Here is a 22,089-nt window from a genome sequence, read left to right on the forward strand (position 1 = left end):
TGTCAGTCTTGTCACTTGCCAGCATTCCTGCAGCGGCGGCGGGCTTCAATTCGGTAATTTGAAAGGGCGTCTTTACACCCCGCCCTTTACGTGGCTGGCGTCTCCTTCGAGAGGGGGCTTGAATCTACGGATATCGGTACGCCGCGATGTCTGCACGCCTCAGCTCGTCATCCATGACCTGTAGTATTTCATCCTTGTGCGCGGCAGTCATGGTGGCGTCATGTGCCGCCACGCTGATGGCCGCCACGTGGTTGGTTTGAAAGCTGATCGCAACACCGACCCCGGCAGCGCCGGAAGTGAGCAGATTGAGGCTGTCGGAATGTTGCATCCTGCGCGTACGGCTCACCATGTCCTGCAGGCGTTCCTGACTGATGCCAACCGCCTCGTAGTCCAGGCTGCGCCGCTGATAGATCTGGCCCAATTCCCTGTCGCGCAGGGTTGCCGCCAGTGCCAGGCTGGCCGTGCCCTGGCCCAAGAGACGGGCTTGCCCCGCCATAAGGCTATGGGCATACAAGGGATTGCGCCCCACCTCCACGTGCAGGCAATGCGCGGAATCGCCAATGCGGACGATGAGAAAAACGGTATCACCCGTACGCCTTGCGATGTTCACCATGGCCGGATGGCAGGTCTCGAAGATGGGCGGTTTGGTCATGGCCGCCATCCCGGTCAGCATGGCCTCCACTCCCAGCCGATAACGCCCGGTCAGTTCGTCCTTGGCAGCGTAGCCTGTCTGCACCAGCACCATCAACAGCCGCCGGGCGGTGGAACGGTCAAGCTCCGATAGATCCGTCAGCTCCCTGATGGACAGGCCTTGCACATGGTTGCGCGCAATCCACCCCAGGACAGTCACCAGGCGCGCCGGACTTTGCGCTCCGGGAAAACCTGAGTTCATATGGTGAACATTGTCGTTCTCCGCTTTTGTCATTTGCTGTCCCTCGACCCATAGTGCGTCGCAAGCCTTCGCCGCTCTTCATTGCCAACGTTACGGCATATCAATGCGGCGGACTGTCGCACACGCTATCTGGAGATTGAGATGAACGCATATCGACCCATACATGCGCCACATGTTCCACCCGTGGTTGGGCAAGGCAATGTTCCACGCTGGATCAAGCGACCGCCGCAATCCAACTGGGGAGATTTCGGCCCGGATGATCAGCTGGGCCGATTGAACTACCTGACGGCCGAGAAGGTGCGGGAAGCTGCGCGGGAGATCCAGACCGGCCAGCGCTTTTGCCTGAGTCTGCCCCTGGACTTGCCTGGCGGCAATGCCCTCAACCCCAGGCGCCACCCTCCGGTCATCAAGCCGTCCAGACGCCCGTTGGGTCCCGGCATGAACTTCGCCCTGTCGCAGGAAAACCCGAACTACACCGATGTGGTGTGCGACGACTACGCTCAGATCTACCTGCAGTATTCCACGCAATGGGACGCGTTATCCCATGTCGGCAGCCATTTCGATGTGAATGGCGACGGCATCGACGAACTTGTCTATTACAACGGTTTTCAGGCCGGCATCGACATTCTGGCCCCCAAGGATTTGCCGGACATGGATGGTCAGTCGCGCGCCAAGGCCCTGGGGGTGGAGCGCCTGGCCGAGCAAGCCATCCAGGGCCGGGGTGTGCTGATCAATCTGCGCAAGCATTTCGGCGACGGCCATACGCTGGTATCCGGCCGAATGCTCAAACAGGTCATGGCGCAAGACGGTATCGAGGTCGGCAAGGGTGACATTGTGGCGCTGTACACCGGCTTCACGGACCTGCTGATTGCCTGCAACGGACAGCCCCAGGCCGACATGCCGGAAACCGTGGGCGCCGTGCTGGACGGTCGCGACCCGGAATTGCATCAATGGATCATCGACAGCGAGATCACCACCCTCGTGGCCGATAACTATGGGGTAGAAGCCGTACCCGGTCGTCCGGCCAATGGGGCCTGTGCCTTCCTGCCTCTGCATGAGCTGTGCCTGTTCAAGCTGGGCATGCCCTTTGGTGAGATGTGGTACTTGCACGAGTTGGCGCAATGGCTGCAAGAAGCTGGCCGTCATCGCTTCATGCTCACCGCTCCGGCATTGCGCCTGCCCGGCGCTGTGGGTTCACCCGTCACGCCCGTGGCCACGGTGTAAGGAGCGGTCGGATGAATGCAGTTACCACCCTGCGGTCCACCACTGCCAGTCAACGCCCTGTCACCCTGGCGGGCATGTTGGCGCTGGCGCCGGCAAGTTCCGTCGCCCTGACCTTTGGAAATGAAGAGCTGACTTATGCCCAGTTGCGTGAGCAAGTGGCGCGCGTAGCCAACGGGCTGCAATGCCAAGGCCTTCAAGCAGGAGATGTACTGGGCATCTGGCTGCCCAGCACGCCTCGCTGGCTGATCCTGCACTTGGCCTGCGCCTCTCTCGGCATTGCAAGTCTCAGCCTGAACCTGAAGCTGGGCGTGAAGGAGCTGGTCAGCTTCATCGACCGTTCTCACTGCAAGGCATTGGCGTTTGATCGGTCGGTGGTCAACGCCCAGGCGGTGACCCGCGGTGCCAGTGCATCGGAGACTACCGCCTTCCTGGAAGACAACAGTTTGATGCAGATTTGGCAGCAGCATGCCGGATCGCTGCGGTTCCTGATCGACGCCACGGCCGGCGTTCTCTGCGCCGAGTCCCCGCGTGGATTGGCGTTTGCACCCCATCCCGCCCCTTGTTGGAATGGTTGGCATGCCTTGCAGGTGGCACCAGGGAGAACGATGCAAGACGCCGCCACGCTGGCTCACAACCCTTGCATCATCCTGTCGTCGTCTGGCACGACCAGCATGCCCAAGCTCATCGTGCACAGCCAGGCAAAGATCGCGCTGCATGTCCAGGATGTCGCACCCAGTTTTGCGGTGGATGGCCAAAGCCGCACCTTGCTGGCCCTGCCCATGTGCGGCGCCTTCGGCTACACCGCCGCCATGATGACACTGGCCGCCGGCGCCCGGCTGGTACTTCATGAGATGTTTGATCCAGTGCGTGCGGCAAACACCCTGCAGCAACAGCCTATCACGCACATGTTCGGCACCAACGACATGGTGGAGAAGATGATTGCGCCGCTGCCCGCCGATTGGCGCCCCAGAGCGCTGCGCATTTTCGGTCACGCCAACTTCGTTCCCGGACTGGACGAGTTGCCACTACGCGCCCAGCAGCTTGGCATCCCCATGGTGGGTTGCTTCGGCATGAGCGAAATCTTGGCATTGTTCGCCCACCAGGATCTGGCAACACCACTGCCCCGCCGTGCCCAGTCTGGCGGCATCCCTGTCACTCCCGGAGCCGAAGTGCGTGTGCGCCTGCTGGAGACCGGTGAGCTAGCCCGCCCCATGGAGCCTGGAGAGCTGGAGTTTCGCGGCCCCCACATGCTGCAGGAGTACCTGGGCAATCCCGAGGCCACCGCCCAAGCGTTCACACCGGACGGTTTCCTGCGCTCTGGCGATCTGGGCTATGTCAGCGGCGATGGTGGTTTCACCCATATTTCCAGGTTGGGTGATGTGCTGCGCATTGGGGGATTCTTGGTCAACCCCGCTGAGATTGAAGAGGCCGTGCTTGACCACAGCGGCGCCAGTGCCTGCCAGGTCGTCGCGGTGAATGCCGCGGGCAGCGCCCGACCGGTGGCTTTTGTCATCCCAGCCCCGGACCGACCGGTGGACGAGGCCGCCATCAAGGCCGACTTACAGCAGCAAATCGCGCGCTACAAGGTCCCCATTCGCATCTTCAGTGTGGAGAGCTTTCCCTACACCATGGGTCCCAACGGCATGAAGGTGAAGCGTAATGAGTTGAGAGACCTCGCCCAATCCTGGCTAGCACTGGAGAATTCAAAATGAAGACCCACTGGGCACTGCCCGATACCCCGTTTTTTGACGCCACGCACGCCGAAGTGGTGGACGCGCTCAATCGCTGGATCGATCACAACCGTCCCGTGCTGGAGGGCGAGCACCACGGCAGCCTGACCGAGCAATGCGCCTACTGGCTGCACTCCCTGGCGGTGAATGGCATTTTGCAGTACGCCGTTCCCCGCCACGACCCTGGCGCGGCCGGCGAACTGGGGCTCTCCGTGGACTTGCGCTCCATCTGTTTGGTTCGGGAATGCCTGGGCTACTACGCGCCGTTGGCTGATTTCGTCTTCAGCATGCAGGGCATCGGTGCCGCAGCGCTGTGGCAAAAAGGCCAGCCCGCGCTGTGCGCGCCTTATGTCCAGGCCTGCGCGGCGGGACAGAAGGTCGCGGCCTTCGCGCTGACTGAGCCGGAAGGCGGATCGGATGTGGCCTCCACCCGCACCACCGCAACGCTGGAGAACAACGAATACATCATCGAGGGCGCCAAGTCCTACATCTCCAACGGCGGGATTGCGGATTTCTATGTGGTCGTGGCGCGCACCGAACCGGGCAAAGGCGCGGGGGGTCTCTCGGCTTTCTTGGTGGACGCACAGACCCCTGGCCTGCGGATTCATCGGCAAATTGACATCCTGGCTCCCCACCCTCTGGCGGAAATCCATTTCGACCAGTGCCGCATTCCAGCCAACCGATTGATCGGCGAGCTGGGCGAAGGCTTCAAGGTGGCGATGTCCGTGCTGGATATTTTTCGCAGCTCTGTGGGAGCCGCTGCCATCGGCATGGGACAGCGGGCACTGGACGAAACCGTGGGCCGCGTCACCACTCGGCAGCTGTATGGCCGCGCCATGTCGGAGATGGAAACGGTACGCCACAAGGTGGCGGACATGGCCACTTCACTGGAAGCTGCGCGCCTGCTGGTCCACAAGGCCGCATGGACACGCGACGTGCGCCAGGTGCGCATCACCACGCAAGCCGCCATGGCCAAGCTGCAGGGCACCGAGGCCGCGTTCCAGGTGGTCGATGCCGCCGTTCAGCTCTGGGGAGGCCTGGGCATCACCTGCGGCACGGTGGTCGAGCGCCTGTATCGCGAAGTCCGCCCCATGCGCATCTACGAAGGCGCTACCGAAGTACAGAAAACCATCATCGGACGACAGCTGCTGCGAGGCGCTGCATGACTACTTCAGTTTCTACCCCCCGACGGGTGCTGGTCACCGGCGCCAGCCGCGGCATCGGCCGCGCCACCATGCGCTACCTGGCCGATGCCGGCTACCAGGTGACTGGTCTGGCGCGCCATATTCCCGCCGATGCGCGCCCTGATGAACAGTTCGTACCATGCGATTTGATGGATCTGGATGCGACCCGCCGAATACTGAACGATCTGCTGCGCGCCGGTCCCTTCTATGGACTGGTCAACAACGCGGCCATCGCCCACACCACCAGCGTTTCTGAAACCAGCGTCGCCGACATGAACGAAGCCATGACCTTGAACGTGAATGCGGCCCTGGTTTGCCTGCAGGCGCTGATTCCCGGCATGAAGGAGACGGGCGCAGGTCGGGTGGTCAATATCTCTTCAAGGGCGGCCCTGGGGAAAATCAACCGCACCGCCTACAGCGCGTCCAAAGCTGCGCTCATTGGCGTAAGCCGCACCTGGGCGCTGGAGCTGGCGCCCCACAACATCACGGTCAATGTGATCGCCCCGGGCCCCGTGGCCACCGAGATGTTCAAAAAGGCCAGTCCACCCGACGCGGCGCAGACCAGGGCTTTGTTAGCTGCGGTGCCGTTGCAGCGCGTTTCTGATCCTGAAGAGATGGCTTTTGCCATCGGCTTTTTCTTGGCCCCTCTGGCGGGCTACATCACCGGCCAGACCCTGCACATTGATGGCGGACTCACCATCAGCGCCACCCGACTATGAGTCCATGTGTCAGTCAAAACATCCATTGAGGAGACATTCGTCATGCACCGTAAAACCAATGAAGAATTGCAGGTTAGGTTTCCAACACATTCCGGGATGTCGCCCGATATCTTGCGACGCCAGTGGCTTCAGCATGCAGCGGGCGTGAGCGCCATCACGCTGGCAGGGGGGCTGCTCGCCAGCAAAGCACTAGCCGAGCCAGCTTTCCCCTCCCGACCGGTGCGGCTCGTGGTGCCTTTTGCGGCAGGCGGTGCCACCGATGTGCTGGGGCGGTTGCTGGCAAAAGCGTTGGAAGCATCGCTCGGACAATCCGTGGTAGTGGACAACAAGGTTGGCGCCGCCGGTGCCATAGGCGCTGCCAATGTCGCCAAAGGCGATGCCGATGGCTACAGCATTTTGATGGGCGGGGTAGGCACCAACATCGTGCTGGAACACACCATGCCCGATCTGCCCTACAAACCGCAGCGCGATTTTGCTGCGGTGGCCTCGATCTGCAATGTGGACTATGTGCTGGCGGTGGCCAAGGACAGCCCCTACCAAACCCTGAACGATCTGCTGGACGACGCCAGGAAGCGCCCCGGACGAGTGCGCTACATGTCCACCGGCCCATTGGGACCAATGAACGTGGCCATGGAATACCTCAGCAAGCTCAGCGGTGTGCAGATGATCCATGCACCTTACAAGGGCGAGGCTCCGGCGTTGCCCGATCTGATGCAGCAGCGCGTCGATGTAGGCACCATGACAGCTCTCTTCGTCCGGCCGCAGGTCCAGGCAGGCAAGCTGCGTGTGCTGGCCACCATCGGCCCCAATCGCATGGTCTCCTGGCCTGATGTACCCACCGTTGCAGAGCTGGGTTATCCGGGCTATGCCGCGCCTATTTGGAATGGTCTTTTCGTTCCGAAAAAGACACCGTTGGCGGTGGTGGAGAAGCTGGGCCAAGCAACGGTGACGGCGTTGAGATCCTCGGGCCTGCGCGAACAGTTGGAAAAGCAAGGCGTCACCGTGACGGGCCAAGCCCCCGCCGAGTACGAACGTTTCCTGCAGGATGAACGTCAGCGGTGGCACAAGATGATTCAAGAATCCCAAGTGCTCAACAGTTAAACAAGGAGACAAAAATATGCGATTCATTTTGCGCAACCCCCTCACGCGCCATGCTGAATACCCTCACCGCGTGGGGGCGCAACCATGGCGGCTTATAGCGTTGACCGCCACCGCACTGGCCTGCGCAGCTGCCCACGCGCAGACCGACCAGCCCGTTCGCATCGGCCTCATCGTGGACCAGTCGGGTGTGTACTCTGCCATCACTGGCAAGGGCAGCATCACCGCAGCCCAAATGGCTGTGGAAGAGTACGGCGGCAAGGTGCTGGGCAGAAAAATCGAACTGCTCACCTTCGATCACCAGAGCAAGGCCGACACGGCAGCTGCCAAGGCCCGCGAGTGGTATGACAACGGCGTCGATGCCATCCAGGATGTGGGGGGGTCCGCCGCTGCATTGGCAGTGCTCAGTATCGCCAAGGAGAAAAACAAGATCTTGGTCATGAGCGGCCCCGCCAGCGACCGCATCACAGGTGACCTGTGCGGCTCCACCGTGGCGCACTGGGCCTATAACTCCTACTCCCTGGCCACCACCGTAGGCAGGGCTGCAGCCGAGCGTATTGGCAAGAACTGGTTCTTCATCACTGCGGACTATTCAGGCGGTCATGACATTGTCAAAGCGACCGTACGGGCCATATCCACCGAGGGTGGGAGAGTCATTGGCGAAGCCCGGCATCCACTCAATGCGCTAGATTTTTCCTCTGCAGTGATTCAAGCGCAGTCCAGCAAGGCCGATGTCATTGGCTTGGCCAACTTCGGCAACGACTTGGTCAACTCCATCAAGGCTTCCCGGGAATTCGGTATCAACCCCGAAAGCAAGCAAAAGCTCGCCAGCCTGCTCATGTACATCAACGACGTGCACTCTGTTGGCCTGAAAACCGCTCAGGGCATGCTCTTGTCAGAGGCCTTTTACTGGGACATGAGTGACGAGGCACGGGCATTTTCAAAGAAATACTTTGCCAAAGTAAATGCCATGCCGAACATGAGCCAGATGGGTGCTTACTCGTCCATCAGGCACTACCTCAAGGCTGCTGAGGCGGCGGGCACCACGGATGCCAAAACTGTGATGGCAAAGATGCGCGAATTGCCAATTAACGATGTCTTTACCCGCAACGGCAAGCTGCGCGAGGACGGGATGATGGTGCATGACATGCACCTCTTCCAAGTCAAGGCACCCACCGAATCCAAGTATCCGTGGGACTACTACAAATTGGTCGGCACCGTACCCGCAGACAAGGCCTTTGTGCCGCTGAGCGAATCCGCTTGTCCGCTGGTGGCAAAACGCTGACCGCACGTTCGGCCCCAAGGCGGGGTCGCGCCCAACGGCGCGCCGTACCACGTACAACTCCTACGGCGCGTTCCACTCACCCCGGCGTGATCCCCGCCGTCTTGATGACCTTGGCCCATTTGTCCAGCTCGCCACGCAGGCGCTGGCGCATCTGCTCCTGCGTGCCGGGGTCGGCCTCGGCGCCGGCGTCCAGCAAGCGCTGGCGCACGGCGGGGTCTTTCATGGCGGTGTTGAAGTCGGCGTTGATCTTGTCCAGCACGGCCTGGGGCGTCTTGGCGGGGGCGAACAGTGCCGCCCACGAATACGCCTCGTAGCCGGGCAGGCCGGATTCCACGCCGGTGGGCACGTTGGGCAGCATGGCCGAGCGCTGGCGGCTGGCCACGCCCAGCACCTTCACGCGGCCGCTCTTGATGTGCGGCAGCGCGGTGGGCGCGTCGCTGAACATCAGCTGCACCTGCCCGCCCAGCAGGTCGTTCATGGCCGGGGCGCTGCCCTTGTAGGGCACATGCTGCAGCTTGGTACCGGCTTCCATGTTGAACAGCTCGCCCGCCAGGTGCGTGCCGCCGCCGTTGCCCGACGAGCCATAGGCCAGCGGCGTGCCCTTCTTGGCCAGCGCGATCAGCTCCTGGATGGTGTTGGCCGGCACCGAGGGGTGCGCCACGATGAACACCGGAAACATGGCCGCGAAGCTGATGGGCGCGAAGTCCTTTTCGATGTCGTAGGGCAGTTTGCCCATCAGCGAGGGGTTGACCGAGTGGTGGATGGCGCCCACAAACAGCCCGTAGCCGTCGGGAGCCTCCTTGGCCGCGGCCGTGGCGCCCACCACGCCGCCTGCGCCCGAGCGGTTGTCGATGACGGTAGGGGTTTTCCAGATTTCGGACAGCTTCTGGCTGAAAACGCGGGCCGTGGTGTCCACCGGGCCGCCCGGCGGGAACGGCACGATGAAGCGCACGGGCCGGCTGGGCCAGGGCTCGGACGCGAGCACCGCCAGCGGATGGGCTGCGGCAAGCAGGCTGCCGGCGATGAAGCTGCGGCGCGAGGTCGAAGAATGCATGGTATGTCTCCTGTCGTTCAGGTGGTAAGGCTCAGCGCCTGGTCTTTCAAGGTGCGCTTGAGCACCTTGCCGTTGGTATTGGTGGGCAGCTCGGCCAGCGCCACGATGTGCGACGGGCGCTTGTAGGGCGCGAGCCGTTCGCGCAGGTACGCCTGCATGGCATCGGCATCCAGCACTGCGCCGGGGCGCAGCTCGACGAAGGCCACGATCTCCTCGTTGCCGTCTTCCACGGTGCGGCCCACCACCGCGGAGCGCTGCACGCTGGGGTGGGTGTTGAGCGCCGTCTCCACCTCGGCCGGGTAGACGTTGAAGCCCGAGCGGATGATCATTTCCTTCAGACGCCCCACGACGAACAGCGCGCCGTCGGCATGCATCTCGCCCAGGTCGCCGCTGGTGTACCAGCCGCCCTCGCGCATCACTGCGGCGGTGGCCTCGGGGTCACGAAAGTAGCCGGGCATCAGCCCCCGGCCACGGATCCACAGCTCGCCGCGCTCGCCCAGCGGCAGCGGCTGGCCGGTGGCCGGATCGGTCACGCGCACCTCGGCCTCGGCCACGGCGTAGCCGGCGCTGGTGTCGGGGCGCTGCTCGGAGAGGCGCGTGAGGTGCACCGAGCCCGCGTATTCCGACAGTCCGTAGCCGTGGTGCAGCGCCTGGCCGAAAGCCGCCTCCACGCGCTGCTTCAAGGCCAGGTCCAGCGGACCCGCGCCGGTGTAGAGGTAGCGCAGCGCCGGCGCCTCGGGCCGTGCAATGCCGCGCTCCTGCAGATGGGCCAGCAGGCGCGAGAACAGCGCGGGCGGCCCCTGCAGCTGCGACACGCCATGGTGGGCCAGCGCATCCAGCAGGTCGTCGGGATCGAACTGCGGGCGCATGACGAGCTGGGCGCCGGCCAGCAGCGAGCTGATTAGCACCGTGCCCAGCCCGAAGATGTGGGTCATGGGAACGAAGGCGTAGCTGCGGTCCTGCGGGCCCAGTGCACGCGATGCGCCCGAGACGCGGGCGAAATGGACCAGCGCGTCGTGCGTGAGCATCACGCCCTTGGGCTGGCCCGTGGTGCCCGAGGTGAAGATCAGCGCCGCCACCGTATCGCGCAGTGCGCCCGCCTCGGGCTGCGCATCCGTGCGCACGGCGCTGTGCTGCATGCCGGGCAGGGCCGAATCGACGGCCGCAAAGCGCCGTGCGTGCGCGGCGGCGCTGCGGGATGCTGCGGCCGTGAAGAACACCACGCGCGCATCGGCCTTGGCAACGAAGCTGTCGATCTCGGCGGGCGCCATGCGCGCATTCACGCCGCAGGACCAGGCGCCCACGCGGCTGCAGGCCAGGATCAGTGCGGCGTGCTCGGGGCAGTTCTCGGCCACCACCAGCACGCGGTCGCCGGGGCGCACGTTCAGTGTGCGCAGCTCGGCCTCGGCGGTGTCGGTGAGCGCACCCAGGTCGGCAAAGCGCAGGCTGCGGCCGTCCGGCAGGTGGATGAAGGGCTGCTGCGGCGCCTCGGCCAGCCAGCGGTCCAGCAGGTGGTGGATGCGCTCCGCCATGTCAGTCGACAGTGATTCCCTGGGTCACCGTGGCCCACATGGCGCGTTCCTGGGTGGCGCGCTCGGCCAGCTTTTGCGGGGCACCGGTCCACTCGTCGTAGCCCAGTTCCTTGTAGCGCTTCTTCAGGTCCGGCTGCGCCAGCGCGGCGTTGACGGCCTTGTTGAGCTTGGCCACCAGTTCAGGGCCCATGCCCTTGGGGCCATAGACACCGTACCAGCCGCCCACGTCAAAGCCCTTGAGGCCCTCGATGCCCGACTCGGCGAACGTGGGCACGTCGGGCAGCGAGGCATTGCGTTGCGGCGAGGTGACGGCAATTGCGCGCACCTTGCCGCTGTGGATGTAGGTGCTGGCGGTGCTGATGATGTCCAGCATCATGTTGAGCTGGCCGCCGATCACGTCGGTCATCGCCGGGGCGTTGCCCTTGTACGGGATGTGGTTCATCTCGATGCCGCTGCGCCTGGAGAACAGCAGCGCGCCCAGATGGTTGGAGCCGCCCACGCCGGCCGAGCCGTAGGCCAGCTTGCCGGGGTTGGCCTTGGCGTTCGCCACCAGCTCGCGCACATTCTTGTAGGGCTCGCTGTTGTTGACCACCAGCACGTTGTAGTAGCTCAGGATGGGGGCCACCGGCGTCAGGTCCCTGGCCGGGTCGAACGGCATCTTGGTCATCACGTTGGGGCTGATGGTGATGGTGGGGCTGGCGGCAAACCACAGCGTCATGCCATCGGGCTTGGCGCGCACCACTTCGTTGCCGGCAATGGTGGCATTGGCACCGGTCTTGTTTTCCACCATGACCGGCTGGCCCAGTTCCTTGGACAAGGCCTGGCTGAACAGGCGCGCGCCCTGGTCCACGGGGCCGCCTGCGGCATAGCCGACGATGAGGCGCACGGGTTGGCCGTCCTGCGCGGCGGCGGGGGACATGGCGAGGGCGAGGGGGGCGAGGGCCAGGGCGGCCAGGGCCAATCGACGGATGGGCATATACATGGGTGTGTCTCCTGCAAGGCGTTGGACAATGGGGGCGCTGCTATGCAAGCGGCGGCACCTGCATGGCCCGCAATGGTGCGGCTTTGCCTGCGCCCTGGGAATCTGCTTTTGCCAAAGCGGGGGTTTCGGCATCCTTATCAAGGGTTTACCCTTCCGTGCTGCCCAACAGGCCGTTTCATGGCGCGATATGCGCATCCGCCGGGAAGCTGGAGTCGCGCGCATGACTGCATGCCACCCGGGCTCTACGCCCGGACATGCCCGGTTCAGTCACTGCCGGCGAGGATCGTTGCGCTGTCCTGCAGCCATTGAGCATTGTGCTCACCCAGGTGCGGTGCGGGCCCCAGCATCTGCGCACCGACCACGGCTCCAGGCAACCCGGCAAGTGGCACAGTACCCAGTCCAGGGACGACATGGTTAGCAAAGACTTTCAGGTGCCGCACCTGAGGATCCTGCGGGAGCTCATCGGGCCGGCGAGCCGGGGCAAACAAGATGTCATGACGCGCCAACAGTTCCGTCCAGTGAGCAAGCGTGCCTTGCACAATGCACGCGCCCAGCGCCTGGTTGAGCTCTGCGGCGCGATGGCGCCGGCCAATGCTCGCATGCAGGCTGGTATCGGTGGTCCAGTCCGCCATGCCCAACGCCAACGCCAAGCGCTGGAACATCGCATCGTTGAGCATGCTGACATAAAGCTGGTGACCGTCTCGGGTATCGAACAGTCCGGTGGGAGCATTGAATGCCACGCCGTCCTGTCCCGGAAACATTGCGGCATCGATGGTCAGATAGTTCTGCAGAGCAGCTGCGGCCTGCAGCATTGCCACCTCCACATGCTTCCCCTTGCCTGTGCGCGCCTGGCGCAGCACCGCTGCCAGCGTTGCCTGGGCAGCGTAGAGTCCCGTGGCATAGTCAACCACATACAGTCCAACGCGGCGCGGCTTGCCGTCGGCGCCGCAATTGGCATGCATCATCCCGGTGGCGGCCTGCATGGTGGTATCGAGCGCGGGCCTATGGACCATGGGCCCACTGCCACCCCAACCGCTGATAGAGACATATACGAGCGATGGCTTGCGCTCCGACAATGCTTCCCAGCCCACGCCCATGCGGTCTGCCACCCCTGGACGATAGTTCTGCACGATCACGTCGGCATGGATCGCCAAGCGCTGCAATTGCGCTCGCCCTTCGGGTGTGCTTGCATCGATGCATACACCCTGCTTGCCCGCATTGCACGCCAGAAAGATGGCAGACAAGCCGTCTCGACTACGCCCCATATGGCGACTCCAGTCTCCTTGAGGGGGCTCCACCTTGATGACCTGCGCACCTTGTTGGCGCAGCACCAGGCCGCAATAGGGGCCTGCAATGCCTTGGCTGAGATCAAGCACCCGCAGGCCGGCAAGCGGCAGATCGTCGCGGTGTGCCAAGTCGGAGGCCCGGGGCTGCTCAGGGGTGGAAAACTGCATGAGGCTCATACCATGTCCAGAATCACTTTGCCAACGGAACGACGGCTCATGGTGGTATCGATCGCCACCTTCCAGTCATCGAACGGAAAATGCTCCGTCATCGGCGCAGGCATATGTCCGCTGGCGACGGAATCGAACAACCTGGCGATCAATGCCTGGACGGCCGGGGCATGACGCCGACGCTCGTCTTGCAAGCCCCAGCCTATGTACAGACCGTAATTGAACCCAATCACGGCGATGTTCTTGACCAGCAGTAAGTTCGCAGGAATCTGCGCAATACGCCCTCCAGCAAAGCCGATGCACAGGATGCGCCCTTCCGCAGCGGTGGATCGCAGCGATGCATCAAACAAGTCGCCGCCAACCGGATCAAACACCACATCAGCGCCTCTCCCTCCGGTCAGAGCCTTGACCGAAGCTGCCAAGGTCTGAGGATCGGGCGGCAAGACATGGTGTGCTCCGTTGGCTAGGGCTGCGTTGCGCTTGACCTCCGTGCTGGCTGTGGCAATCACGGTGGCGCCCATGCTCCTGCCGATCTGCACGGCTGCCATGCCCAGAGCACCGCTTGCGCCATGCACCAGTAGAACCTCCCCGGGCTGCAGCCGTCCGCGCCACTCCAGCGCAGCCCCAGTCGTTCCATAGGTAATCGGCAACGCGGCTGCCTGTCCTAGCGGCAAGGCATCAGGCACTGGGTACACTGTGTCGGCAGATACCACCGCTTCTTGGGCAAATGCCCCCCAGTCGAGCGCTGCAGCCACACGCTGTCCTGGCACCAGATGCACAACGCCTTCCGCCACTTCCAGCACGACGCCCGACGCCTCCGTCCCCGGCGTGAACGGCAGCGGTGGCTTGCGCTGGTATTGCCCTGCAACAATCAGTTTGAGCGCAAAGCCTACTCCGGCGTAGTGAACAGCCAGCCGTACCTGCCCCGGCTGCAGAGGCTGGCGTTCCAGCTGCTGCTTTTTCAATTCCCGCCAATCACCCCATTGCTCGCACACGAGGCCGTCATAGGCTGGCCGGTGGTCCAGCGCAGGGCGTTGCGCCACGCCAGGCAGCACAATAGGCGAATGATGAGTCAAGACCTGCACGACGCATCTCCTCCGGCTATTCGACGGTAATGCCCAGTTCACGGATCATGCGCGACCACGCCTGCAGATCGGTCTCCATCCGGGTCTGGAACTGTCCGGAGGTGCTCCCCACAGGCACCAGATTCATGTCATGCATGCGCTTTACCATTTCGGGTCTTTTCACAATGCGCGCGACCTGGGTCGACAAAGCGTTGACCCGGTCGGCAGGCACCCCCGCAGGCGCCAGCAGTCCCATCCAGGTGTCGGGTTCGAAGCCCCGGTAGCCAAGCTCCTGCATGGTCGGCACCTCGGGCATCAGATCGGAGCGCTGTACGCCCGCGAAAGCCATCGGGCGCAGTCTGCCAGCTTTGATCAATGGCATGGCGGTTCCCGCGGCTATCCAGCCAAACTTGATATGCCCGGCTGCCAAGTCATTGGCGAGGGGCGCCCCACCTTTGTAGGCCACATGCGTTAGCTGCAGTCCTGCCTCACGCTTGAAAAGCTCACCCAGGATGTGTCCCGTGGTCCCCACACCATAGGAGCCGTAAGTCATCTCACCAGGCCGGGCTTTGGCTAGCTTGACGATGTCGGCCACTGTCTTCGCCTCGAAATCAGGTGCGGCGGCCAATATGACGGCCGACAGTGCCACCTCGCTGACTGCGGTGAAATCCTTGATCGGGTCGTAGCCCGTGGATTTGAACAGCGACGGGTTCTGCACGTGAGCCGTGAAGGTCAGTAGCAGCGTATGCCCGTCCTTGGGTGCACCCGCAACATACTTGGTACCAGTCAGCGTACCTGCACCGGGACGGTTTTCCACCACTACGGGCTGTCCCCACGCTGCCTGTAGCTCCTGCCCGATCAGTCGTGCAACGGCGTCATTGACATTGCCTGCCGCTGAGGGCACAACAATGGTGATGGGGCGAGTGGGGAAGTCGGGCAATCGGGGATTTCCACTGGCCGATGCCGTCGCCAGGCCAAAACCGCCACATGCCAGCGCCATGGCAGCCAGGCTGCCCCTGCGTGAAATCAATGCGCAAGAGCGGCCGTTATCAGACCGCACCCTTCCGATATGAATTGCCATTGCATGTCTCCTCTTTCTATACATGTTGTTCCGTCACCAATTCAATTTAGACCGATCGATCCAGATAATCCATTCCTGCCAGGCACAAATACATTCCCTGACGGGCACACTTCATATGCGCTTTGAAGACTTGCAATCCTTTGTGGTCATTTGCGAATCCGGCCAACTCTCACGCGCGGCCAGCCGGCTGAGCACTACGCAGTCGGCGCTGTCCAAAACAGTAGCTCGGCTGGAGGCCGAATTCGGCATTCCGCTGCTGGAGCGCACCACGCGCGGCATGGCTGCCACTGCTGCCGGGGCACAATTGCTGATTCATGCACGCCAACTATCGAACGTCTGTCAAGATCTTCAGGCCAATATGGTCCAGCAGCGCGCAGCCAATACAGGGCTGCTGCGCATTGGCGTGCTGCCGGCGCTGACCCACGGGCTGCTATCGCCGTTGATTGCGCATTTTTTACCAACTCGTCCAATGGCTCGCTTCCGGTTTGAAAGCGAACTCAGTACACGCTTGATGGAGCGCCTCGAAGACGGGCATATCGACCTGGCCTTGGTCGCCTTGCCCGACAGCTTGCCCAGGGGCCTCGCCCATATTGCACTGGGTCAGCTACGCATCAGCGTGGTGGCGCGGAAGGGCCACCCCCGCGTCCACCAGTTCCACCAACTGGCGGATCTGGCGGGCGAACAATGGGCCCTACCGAGCCAAGACATGCTGCTACGCCGCTGGCTTGATGCACGGCTGGCTGCACACCACTTGCCCGCACCCACGGTGATTGTGGAGAGCACCACAACACCAGCGAGCTTTGCGACCTTGCTGTGCCACAGTGATCTGCTGGGAATCGCCAACGCCGCCATATTGACGCAATCTGCCGGACATGGCCTATGCGCATTGAATGGAGCCGACTTCCATTGGCGACATCAATTGGGGATCATGTGGCGGCATCAGGCAGCCTTGCCTCCTCTGGCGCAAGAGTTCAGGGACATAGCGGTTGCTTGGTGCCGAGCGCGGGACTTTTGACGATCATCGGCAACACAGACCGCCGCGATGAGAGCCTGAGAACGCAGGCTCAGCATCGCGGTCGTGCACGCTCAGTCAGCTTTGGCGCCGGATAGCCGCACGATTTCGGTCCATTTCTTCTCTTCGGATTTCATGTAAGCCTCGAACTCTTGAGGACTGGAACCCACAGGTTCTGCACCCATGCGCTGGTACTGCGCCGCGATCTCGGGTTTCCTCAACGCTTCCTGCGCCGCCCTTGCCAGTATTCCCACCACGTCTGCAGGCGTGTTCCTCGGCGCCCACAGCCCATACCAAGTGCTGGTTTCAAAGCCAGCGACCCCTGCCTCCTGCATGGTCGGTATCTGTGGCAGCGATCTGGAACGCTTTCTGGTCGTGACGGCAAGCGCCTTAAGTTTTCCCGATGTGATGAATGGCATGGCCGAGGGCATGGAGTCGAACATCAGCTGCACCTGCCCGCCCATCAGGTCGGTGAGCGCGGGCGAGCTTCCCTTGTAGGGCACGTGTTGCATGGCGACGCCCGTCCGTATCTTGAACAGCTCGCCCGAGAGATGCTGCGACGACGCGTTTCCCGCCGAGGCGAAGTTCACCGCGCCCTTGCTTTGCTTCAGGTAGGCGATCAGCTCCTGCACATTGGCGACTGGTAGATCGCTCCTGACGACCAGCACCAGGGGCACGTCAACGATCTGGGTGATGGGCGCAAAGTCATTGAACGCGTCGTACGGCACCTTTTCGTACACGGAGGGATTGATGACGTGCAGCGAGGCGTTGCTTAACAGGGTGTACCCGTCTGCTGGAGCCTTGGCCACCATGGTCCCGCCCACCATGCCGCTGGCCCCCGGCTTGTTGTCGACGAAAAAGCTTTGTTTGAGTATGTCGCCCATCGCGGCCGCGACCACGCGCCCGACCAGGTCCGTAGGGCCGCCGGGGGGATAGGGCACCACCAGCCTGATCGGTCCCTTGGGGTAGTCCGTCGCCGACCGCGCCACCGTCGGCACCAGTGTCGTGGCGCCAAGAGCTGCCATGCAGGCTGCGGATGCCAGGGTCCGCAGGGTTGTGCGTCTGCCGCCATGCGGCGCGGCGCCGGAGTTGGGAAAGGGCTGCTTCATGGTATGTCTCCTTATATGTCTCAGATCATTCAAACTTCAGTCGTCAAGGTGATGAGGTTTTGATTGCGAGTGCGACTTTTCCGACCACGTCACGGCTATGCAGGGCATGCAATGCCTGGCAGAGTTGGTCCATGGGGAAAATCTGGGTGACGGCCGGATGAATGGCCCCGCGCCGGGCAAGTGCAAACAGCTCTGCCATCATGGCCTGCACCTGCATCGCATGTTGCACGCGCTCGTTGGCGGGCGTCCAGCCGATGTATTGGCCATAGAAAAAACCGAACACGGTGAGGTTCTTGACCAGCAGGATGTTCATGGGAATCTGGGGAATGGTTCCACTGGCAAAGCCTATGCTGACGATCTTTCCATTCTGTGCGGTACAGCGCAGTGCCTGCAGCAGCAGATCGCCGCCGACGGGGTCGAACACCAGGTCCGCGCCTCGCCCCTGTGTGAGCTGCTTGACCTGCCCGATCAGGCCGTCCGGTTCGACCGCATGGTGCGCGCCGCCTTGCAGCGCGGCCTGGCGTTTCTGCGGGCTGCTGGCGCAGGCGATGACCGTGACACCCGGGACCAGCCGCGCCAGCTCGACCGCCGCGGCGCCGACGCCCGAGCCCGCGCCAAGCACCAGCACGGTGTCGCCTTCCTGCAGCCGTGCCCGCCAGTGCAGCGCGGCGTAGGCCGTTCCGTAGGAGATCGGCACGGCGAGCGCCTGCAGTGGATCGAGGTCGTCCGCAATCGGGTACACGGTGGCGCCATGTACCGTCAACTGCTCGGCGTAAGCCCCCCAGTCGCAGATGAAGGCCACCGCATCCCCGACCTTGACATGGCCGACGCGGCTGCCGCAGGCAAGCACCCGGCCCACGCCTTCCGTGCCGGGCACGAAGGGCAGCGGCGGCGTCTTCTGGTAGCGGCCCTCGATCAGCAGCCCCGTGGCGTGGCTCACCGTCGCATGGTGCACCTCGACCAGCACTTCATCGATGTCGATCTGCGCGACGGGCGCGACCTCCTGCAGCGCGATCACATCCTCGGGCTGGCCGAACTCCCGGCAGACGAGCGCTTTCATCGCGTATCTCCCCGGGCGTCGGAGTCCGTCGCGACGACCTGCCGCGCGACGAGCGCGGCAATCTCCAGCGGGTCCAGGCCGAGTTCGCGCAGGAGGGCCTCGCTGTGCTCGCCTATGCGCGGCGCCGGCTGCACGGCGTCCGCGTGGCATGCCCAGGGTGCCGCGGCCCAGACCAGCGGCCCGAAATCCGGCTGCTCGATGGTCTGGAACGTGCGCAGGTGTTGCGCCTGGGGGTGTCCGACCACGTCCCGGCCCGCGCGCACGCGTGCATGCAGAACCTGGTGGCACCCCAGCAGCGCCTCCAGCTGCGCCAGCGATTGCTGCGCCACCTTCCGGGACAGTTCGGCGTGCAGCTGTGCCTTGTGCTCCAGGCGCAGCTCGTTGCTGGCAAAACGCGGGTCGGTTTCCCAGTGCGCAAGCTCGAAGGCCCGGCAGATGCGCACGAACTGCTCATTGTTCAAGGCCAATATGGTCAGTTTTCCATCCGCCGCATCGAAGACCCCGTTCGGTGCGCTGATGGCCTGCCGGGCGGCCTGGGCACCGGTCACTTCTTCGGAAAAGACCGTGGACTGCAGCGCACAGCAGACATTGAACAGGTTGATCTGCACATGGCTGCCCTCGGCGGTGCGCAACTTGTGCAGCAGTGCCGCGGTACATGCCTGCGCTGCGTACACGCCGGCGGCGATGTCGGCCAGCAGCACGCCGATGCGCTGCGGCGTTCCCGCAGCGTCGCGGTTGCTGAACATCAGGCCGGAATCCGCCTGCATGACGGAATCGGTGGCCGGGTAGTCGGCGAACGGTCCGTCTGGCCCATAGCCGCTGATGGACACGTACACCGGCTTGAGGCCGCGCTCCCGCAGGCTCTCGTAGTCCAGGCCCAGGCGCTGCACGACCTGCGGGCGGAAGTTTTGCACGATGATGTCGGCCTGCTGCGCCAATTGCAGGATGAGCGCCTTGCCGTCCGGGTGCCTGGCATCGATGGCCAGGCTCTGCTTGCCGCCGTTGTATGTGCTGGAGATGGTGCTGTGCCCATTCCTCGCGACACCGACATGGCGCCCCCAGTCGCCCTGCGGTGGCTCGACCTTGATCACCCTTGCACCCTGGCCGGCCAGCAGCTGCGCGCAATAGGGGCCTGCGACACCCTGGCTCAGGTCCAACACGGTAAATCCCTGCAGCGGCATAGGCCCCTGCGATGGCGTTGTAGTCACCCTTTGTCTCCTCTGTAGGGAAGGCTGCGGCGCCACGCCACAGTGTCCTTCCAGGTCATGTGTGGGGGCATGGTAGGCGGAGCGGGCGGCGCTGGGAATGCACAGAAAATAGCCAGCGATGTTGATTTGTGCTCAACAATCGGCGCATTGAACGCATGGGCCACGCAAGGCCCCGAAAGGCTCTGTATGGATCTGAACCTGGTGCGCATGTTTGTTGCGATCGCGGAGTCCAGGAATCTCACCGACGCCGCCGAGCGCTCGGGTATGACGCGCTCCAACGTCTCGCGCCGCCTCAAGGCGCTGGAAGGGGAATACGGCGCGCAGCTGCTGCGCCGAACGACGAAACACGTGGAGCTGACGCAGGCCGGGCGCATCCTCTACGGTCACTGCCAGCAGGCCATGAACGAACTGCAGGATGCGCGGTGCAAGATCGAGCAGATGCACCACACCGTGAGCGGCGAAATACGGGTGCGCATCCCCACCGGACTCGGGCATTTCCATCTCAAGCCCCTGATCCTGCAGTTCTGCAGGAACCACCCGGAGCTGCAGTTGCGCCTGCTCATCAACGACCAGATCCACGACCTGGTGGCATCCAAGGTCGATCTGGCGATCCACATCACTTCCGCCCCCTTGAACGACCATGTAGCGACCAAGGTGTGCGACATCCGCTGGTGCCTGGTATGCACCCCGGAGCACCTGCAGCAGCACGCACTGCACGTGCACCAGCCGGCGGACCTGAAGCATGCCCGGCTGATCACGCCATTGGCGCTGGGGCAGAGGCTTGAGTTCACGGGCCCGGACGGCCCAGGCACGGTGCTGGTGCAGCACAGCGCCGCCATTCAGTCGGGTGACTACCAGTTCCTGTTCAACGCCGTATCGCAGGGCCTGGGCATCGCATTGCTGCCCAGCTATGCCGTATGCGAAGCGCTCGGGCGCGGCAGCTTGGTGCGCGTGCTGCCGCGGCATGCGGTCAAGGGGGTGGGCAATGCGCTGTACATCGTGCGGGCCTCGAATCGCCAGCCCTCGGCCGCCACCATGGCGTTCATCGACCTGCTCACCACCTCCATCCGAGCCATGGCGCCGCAGTGGGACCTGCATGATGCGCCGTGATGCGGCGGCGCATGTCGTGCAACGGCGTTACGCCCGTTCAAAAACGGCGGCAATGCCCTGTCCGCCGCCGATGCACATGGTTTCCAGCCCATAGCGGCCCTTGCGGCGCTGCAGCTCGTGCAGCAGCGTGGCCAGGATGCGCACGCCCGTGGCGCCGATGGGGTGGCCCAGCGAGATGCCCGAGCCGTTGACGTTGAGCTTGTGGGCGATGGCGTCCTGGTCCTGCCAGTTCCAGCCCTTGAGCACGGACAGCACCTGGCAGGCGAAGGCCTCGTTCAGTTCCACCAGGTCCATGTCGTCGATCTTCAGCCCCAGCCGCGCCAGCAGCTTCTGCGTGGCGGGCACCGGGCCGATGCCCATGTGCGAGGGTTCGCAGCCCGCAGCGGCCCAGCCCACCAGCGTGGCCATGGGCGTCAGGCCCAGCTCGGCCAGCTTGTCCTCGGCCACGATCAGGCAGGCGGCTGACGCGTCGTTCTGCTGGCTGGCGTTGCCGGCCGTGACGGTGCCGTTGGGCATCAGCACGCGCAGCTTGCCCATGCTGTCGGCCGTGGCGTCGGCGCGAAAGCCTTCGTCGCGCGAGAACAGCAGGGGGTCGCCCTTGCGCTGGGGCACCTGGACGGGCACGATTTCGTCGGCGAAGCGGCCGGCTTCCCAGGCCGCGGCCGCCCGCTGGTGGCTGCGCACGGCGAAGGCGTCGGCCTCGTCGCGCGTGATGCCGTAGTCGCGCGCCAGGTTCTCGGCCGTTTCGATCATTCCGCTGATCTTGCCGAAGCGCTCCACCGGCTGCGAGCGTTCGCGGCCGCGGTCCAGGCGGTCGAAAAAGCGCACGTTGCCCGAGCGCGCGCCCCAGCGCATGTCGGTGCTGTAGTACTCGATGTTGCTCATGCTCTCCACGCCACCGGCGATCACCACGTCGGCGGCGCCGCTTTGCACCATCATCGAAGCGGTGACGATGGCCTGCAGGCCGCCACCGCAACGGCGGTCCAGCTGCATGCCGGGCACCGACACCGGCAGCCCCGCCTGCAGCGCGGCCCAGCGGCCCACGCAGGGCACCTCGCTGTTGGCGTACGACTGGGCCATGACCACGTCGTCGATGCGTGCGGGGTCGATGCCGCTGCGCTCGACCACGGCGCGCACCGTGGTGGCGGCCAGCTCTTCAACGGGCACGGGGCGCAAGCTGCCGCCAAAGGTGCCGACAGGGGTGCGAACGGGGGTGACGATGGCGGCTCTGCGCATGGTTTTCTCCTGATGAATGGACGCGAAAATTGGAATGAAAGTGGCTCTGGCGCTT

General features: G+C 63.8%; 19 protein-coding genes. 8 read left to right on the plus strand and 11 right to left on the minus strand.

Annotated features, from left to right (window positions below):
- Positions 1–124: 124 nt before the first annotated feature.
- Positions 125–925 (minus strand): IclR family transcriptional regulator, encoded by an 801-nt coding sequence (locus AC1Q5S_RS05055; protein WP_492238433.1) that lies wholly within the window; start codon positions 923–925, stop codon positions 125–127.
- A gap of 108 nt (positions 926–1,033) precedes the next feature.
- Between AC1Q5S_RS05055 and AC1Q5S_RS05060 the strand changes: the two genes are divergently transcribed.
- The 6 genes from AC1Q5S_RS05060 to AC1Q5S_RS05085 all read left to right on the plus strand — a co-directional run bounded on the left by AC1Q5S_RS05060 (position 1,034) and on the right by AC1Q5S_RS05085 (position 8,132).
- The gene (locus tag AC1Q5S_RS05060) at positions 1,034–2,116 is read left to right on the plus strand and encodes a cyclase family protein (RefSeq protein WP_492238434.1); all 1,083 of its coding nucleotides are present in this window, start codon (positions 1,034–1,036) and stop codon (positions 2,114–2,116) included.
- A gap of 11 nt (positions 2,117–2,127) precedes the next feature.
- Positions 2,128–3,828, plus strand: coding sequence for an AMP-binding protein (locus tag AC1Q5S_RS05065; RefSeq protein WP_492238435.1), 1,701 nt, complete (start codon positions 2,128–2,130; stop codon positions 3,826–3,828).
- Positions 3,825–5,012, plus strand: a complete 1,188-nt coding sequence (locus AC1Q5S_RS05070) for an acyl-CoA dehydrogenase family protein (RefSeq protein ID WP_492238436.1) — start codon at positions 3,825–3,827, stop codon at positions 5,010–5,012. Before AC1Q5S_RS05065 ends, AC1Q5S_RS05070 begins: the two co-directional genes overlap by 4 nt.
- Positions 5,009–5,749, plus strand: coding sequence for an SDR family oxidoreductase (locus AC1Q5S_RS05075; RefSeq protein ID WP_492238437.1), 741 nt, complete (start codon positions 5,009–5,011; stop codon positions 5,747–5,749). The genes AC1Q5S_RS05070 and AC1Q5S_RS05075 overlap by 4 nt, the downstream gene beginning before the upstream one ends.
- A 42-nt stretch (positions 5,750–5,791) precedes the next feature.
- Positions 5,792–6,850, plus strand: coding sequence for a Bug family tripartite tricarboxylate transporter substrate binding protein (locus tag AC1Q5S_RS05080; RefSeq protein ID WP_492238438.1), 1,059 nt, complete (start codon positions 5,792–5,794; stop codon positions 6,848–6,850).
- Positions 6,851–6,950: 100 nt separating this feature from the next.
- On the plus strand, positions 6,951–8,132 hold the full coding sequence (locus AC1Q5S_RS05085; RefSeq protein ID WP_492238439.1) for an ABC transporter substrate-binding protein: 1,182 nt from the start codon (positions 6,951–6,953) through the stop codon (positions 8,130–8,132).
- A 76-nt stretch (positions 8,133–8,208) separates the two neighbouring features.
- Here the strand turns inward: AC1Q5S_RS05085 and AC1Q5S_RS05090 are convergent, their stop codons facing one another.
- The 6 genes from AC1Q5S_RS05090 to AC1Q5S_RS05115 form a co-directional block, all read right to left on the minus strand.
- The gene (locus AC1Q5S_RS05090) at positions 8,209–9,186 is read right to left on the minus strand and encodes a tripartite tricarboxylate transporter substrate binding protein (protein WP_492238440.1); all 978 of its coding nucleotides are present in this window, start codon (positions 9,184–9,186) and stop codon (positions 8,209–8,211) included.
- Positions 9,187–9,203: 17 nt separating this feature from the next.
- A complete protein-coding gene (locus AC1Q5S_RS05095) occupies positions 9,204–10,718 on the minus strand; it encodes a class I adenylate-forming enzyme family protein (protein ID WP_492238441.1) in 1,515 nt (504 codons plus the stop codon).
- A gap of 1 nt (position 10,719) precedes the next feature.
- Positions 10,720–11,700: a Bug family tripartite tricarboxylate transporter substrate binding protein gene (locus AC1Q5S_RS05100; protein ID WP_422203436.1), complete on the minus strand. Its 981-nt coding sequence runs from the start codon at positions 11,698–11,700 to the stop codon at positions 10,720–10,722.
- A gap of 263 nt (positions 11,701–11,963) precedes the next feature.
- Positions 11,964–13,163 carry a CaiB/BaiF CoA transferase family protein gene (locus tag AC1Q5S_RS05105; protein WP_492238442.1) on the minus strand — a complete coding sequence of 400 codons (1,200 nt, stop codon included), beginning with the start codon at positions 13,161–13,163 and terminating at the stop codon, positions 11,964–11,966.
- A complete protein-coding gene (locus AC1Q5S_RS05110) occupies positions 13,160–14,179 on the minus strand; it encodes an NADPH:quinone oxidoreductase family protein (RefSeq protein WP_492238457.1) in 1,020 nt (339 codons plus the stop codon). The genes AC1Q5S_RS05105 and AC1Q5S_RS05110 overlap by 4 nt, the downstream gene beginning before the upstream one ends.
- A gap of 76 nt (positions 14,180–14,255) precedes the next feature.
- The gene (locus tag AC1Q5S_RS05115) at positions 14,256–15,299 is read right to left on the minus strand and encodes a Bug family tripartite tricarboxylate transporter substrate binding protein (protein ID WP_303832752.1); all 1,044 of its coding nucleotides are present in this window, start codon (positions 15,297–15,299) and stop codon (positions 14,256–14,258) included.
- Positions 15,300–15,414: 115 nt separating this feature from the next.
- On the opposite strand from AC1Q5S_RS05115, the gene AC1Q5S_RS05120 reads away from it, so the two are divergent.
- A complete protein-coding gene (locus tag AC1Q5S_RS05120) occupies positions 15,415–16,314 on the plus strand; it encodes a LysR family transcriptional regulator (RefSeq protein ID WP_303832751.1) in 900 nt (299 codons plus the stop codon).
- 71 nt (positions 16,315–16,385) lie between these two features.
- Here AC1Q5S_RS05120 and AC1Q5S_RS05125 read toward each other — a convergent pair whose 3' ends face one another.
- The 3 genes from AC1Q5S_RS05125 to AC1Q5S_RS05135 are packed head-to-tail and all read right to left on the minus strand — an operon-like array spanning position 16,386 to position 19,688.
- On the minus strand, positions 16,386–17,420 hold the full coding sequence (locus AC1Q5S_RS05125; RefSeq protein ID WP_492238443.1) for a Bug family tripartite tricarboxylate transporter substrate binding protein: 1,035 nt from the start codon (positions 17,418–17,420) through the stop codon (positions 16,386–16,388).
- Between the two features lie 43 nt (positions 17,421–17,463).
- Positions 17,464–18,480 (minus strand): NADPH:quinone oxidoreductase family protein, encoded by a 1,017-nt coding sequence (locus AC1Q5S_RS05130; protein ID WP_492238444.1) that lies wholly within the window; start codon positions 18,478–18,480, stop codon positions 17,464–17,466.
- On the minus strand, positions 18,477–19,688 hold the full coding sequence (locus tag AC1Q5S_RS05135) for a CaiB/BaiF CoA transferase family protein (RefSeq protein ID WP_303832747.1): 1,212 nt from the start codon (positions 19,686–19,688) through the stop codon (positions 18,477–18,479). The genes AC1Q5S_RS05130 and AC1Q5S_RS05135 overlap by 4 nt, the downstream gene beginning before the upstream one ends.
- A gap of 186 nt (positions 19,689–19,874) precedes the next feature.
- On the opposite strand from AC1Q5S_RS05135, the gene AC1Q5S_RS05140 reads away from it, so the two are divergent.
- Complete coding sequence (locus tag AC1Q5S_RS05140) at positions 19,875–20,798, plus strand: LysR family transcriptional regulator (RefSeq protein WP_303832746.1); 924 nt, start codon at positions 19,875–19,877, stop codon at positions 20,796–20,798.
- A gap of 27 nt (positions 20,799–20,825) precedes the next feature.
- On the opposite strand, the gene AC1Q5S_RS05145 is transcribed toward AC1Q5S_RS05140, so the two are convergent.
- The gene (locus AC1Q5S_RS05145) at positions 20,826–22,034 is read right to left on the minus strand and encodes an acetyl-CoA C-acetyltransferase (protein WP_303832745.1); all 1,209 of its coding nucleotides are present in this window, start codon (positions 22,032–22,034) and stop codon (positions 20,826–20,828) included.
- Between the last annotated feature and the right edge of the window lie 55 nt (positions 22,035–22,089).

The sequence above is a fragment of the Acidovorax sp. GW835-FHT14B10 genome (genome assembly GCF_058793725.1).

Bases quoted from the DNA above. Each gene is read 5' to 3' on its own strand.
- AC1Q5S_RS05115 (WP_303832752.1), bottom strand. From the start codon at position 15,299: ATGGCAATTCATATCGGAAGGGTGCGGTCTGATAACGGCCGCTCTTGC.
- AC1Q5S_RS05100 (WP_422203436.1), bottom strand. From the start codon at position 11,700: ATGTATATGCCCATCCGTCGATTGGCCCTGGCCGCCCTGGCCCTCGCC.
- AC1Q5S_RS05125 (WP_492238443.1), bottom strand. From the start codon at position 17,420: ATGAAGCAGCCCTTTCCCAACTCCGGCGCCGCGCCGCATGGCGGCAGA.
- AC1Q5S_RS05105 (WP_492238442.1), bottom strand. From the start codon at position 13,163: ATGAGCCTCATGCAGTTTTCCACCCCTGAGCAGCCCCGGGCCTCCGAC.
- AC1Q5S_RS05060 (WP_492238434.1), top strand. From the start codon at position 1,034: ATGAACGCATATCGACCCATACATGCGCCACATGTTCCACCCGTGGTT.
- AC1Q5S_RS05095 (WP_492238441.1), bottom strand. From the start codon at position 10,718: ATGGCGGAGCGCATCCACCACCTGCTGGACCGCTGGCTGGCCGAGGCG.
- AC1Q5S_RS05090 (WP_492238440.1), bottom strand. From the start codon at position 9,186: ATGCATTCTTCGACCTCGCGCCGCAGCTTCATCGCCGGCAGCCTGCTT.
- AC1Q5S_RS05145 (WP_303832745.1), bottom strand. From the start codon at position 22,034: ATGCGCAGAGCCGCCATCGTCACCCCCGTTCGCACCCCTGTCGGCACC.
- AC1Q5S_RS05080 (WP_492238438.1), top strand. From the start codon at position 5,792: ATGCACCGTAAAACCAATGAAGAATTGCAGGTTAGGTTTCCAACACAT.
- AC1Q5S_RS05070 (WP_492238436.1), top strand. From the start codon at position 3,825: ATGAAGACCCACTGGGCACTGCCCGATACCCCGTTTTTTGACGCCACG.
- AC1Q5S_RS05140 (WP_303832746.1), top strand. From the start codon at position 19,875: ATGGATCTGAACCTGGTGCGCATGTTTGTTGCGATCGCGGAGTCCAGG.
- AC1Q5S_RS05130 (WP_492238444.1), bottom strand. From the start codon at position 18,480: ATGAAAGCGCTCGTCTGCCGGGAGTTCGGCCAGCCCGAGGATGTGATC.
- AC1Q5S_RS05055 (WP_492238433.1), bottom strand. From the start codon at position 925: ATGACAAAAGCGGAGAACGACAATGTTCACCATATGAACTCAGGTTTT.
- AC1Q5S_RS05065 (WP_492238435.1), top strand. From the start codon at position 2,128: ATGAATGCAGTTACCACCCTGCGGTCCACCACTGCCAGTCAACGCCCT.
- AC1Q5S_RS05075 (WP_492238437.1), top strand. From the start codon at position 5,009: ATGACTACTTCAGTTTCTACCCCCCGACGGGTGCTGGTCACCGGCGCC.
- AC1Q5S_RS05120 (WP_303832751.1), top strand. From the start codon at position 15,415: ATGCGCTTTGAAGACTTGCAATCCTTTGTGGTCATTTGCGAATCCGGC.